Annotated in this window: 1 protein-coding gene and 1 pseudogene; both read left to right on the forward strand. The window is 42.1% G+C overall.

The genetic code is table 11. From position 1 onward, the window contains the following. Positions 1-507 precede the first annotated feature (507 nt). Positions 508-864: a hypothetical protein gene (locus J7438_RS25890; protein WP_209278913.1), complete on the forward strand. Its 357-nt coding sequence runs from the start codon at positions 508-510 to the stop codon at positions 862-864. A gap of 17 nt (positions 865-881) precedes the next feature. Further along, positions 882-1,018: pseudogene (locus tag J7438_RS28085) on the forward strand (IS3 family transposase); the annotation flags it as partial.

Here is a 1,018-nt window from a genome sequence, read left to right on the forward strand (position 1 = left end):
CGCTTTGCAATGATATGCACTGTTAACCTTATATCTCAATTTGAGATTTTGCAATTGATTGGAGATTCGGTTACAAGTACGTAGCACCCAAAAATATCCCGGGCCTATGAAGAGTTTCTTTCCTGGGATGATCTCAAGGTTGTTGTAAGTGAGATTACAGAAACCCTTCAGGGGCATGATTACAAAGTTACGCGTCAATTGTTACTTCGATATGTAAATGGTTATCAACCAAGCTCAGCAGTGGTTGACTGGTTATACAAGGCATCTGATAAAGAAAAGTCAGAGTTCGAAAAGGTCACGTAAGTGTGACCTTATTTTAATTAACACTATTCAGTCGCCATAAGCTGCTTTCGGTACTCGCCTGAGTAGGGTGCTCTCTCTGACTAATTGAAACAAAAGTACACTCTATTAACGACTACTATGAAAACAATTTTCGTCGTTGTAACCTGCCGCCATGCCTGCATCTATCATTGATCATCAGCCAAAAACTATTGTACTGCAAATGAAGTGCCTATTGAATCTGACAACATGATGAATCTTGAAGATGGATTGCAGCGAGCGTTGAATGAGGCAGGGCAGCTCGGAACTCAAGAGTTACTAAAGCTGTTTGAACCACCCAATAAAGAGCCCATTGTCGTAAACCAGCAAAAGTGGAGCTACAAGGGGAAAGTGCTAAAGCACTATGAAACACTGTATGGGTGTGTACCTGTGGAACGCTCTGTTTATCAGGGTGTCAGGGGGGGGCACTCTGGCACCGCTTCATTATCGTGCTGGAATTGTTGGCTCAGGTACCACCAAGTTTGCAAAAACGCTTGCATAGAAGTACAGCCAAATGTCAGCTCAGGCTGTAAAAGAGGATTTTGAAATTAACCACCAAAGAGCTGAAACCAGAACTCATTCATCATGAGGATTTTAAGACCCGAGAAGACGCTAATCAGGCAATTTTTTAGTATATTGAAGTGTTTTATAACCGTCAAAGAAAGCACTCGAGCAATAGCTACTTGGCACCGTTCGTGTA

It is taken from the genome of Thalassotalea sp. G20_0 (genome assembly GCF_017744175.1).
Taxonomy (GTDB): Bacteria; Pseudomonadota; Gammaproteobacteria; order Pseudomonadales; family Endozoicomonadaceae; genus Endozoicomonas.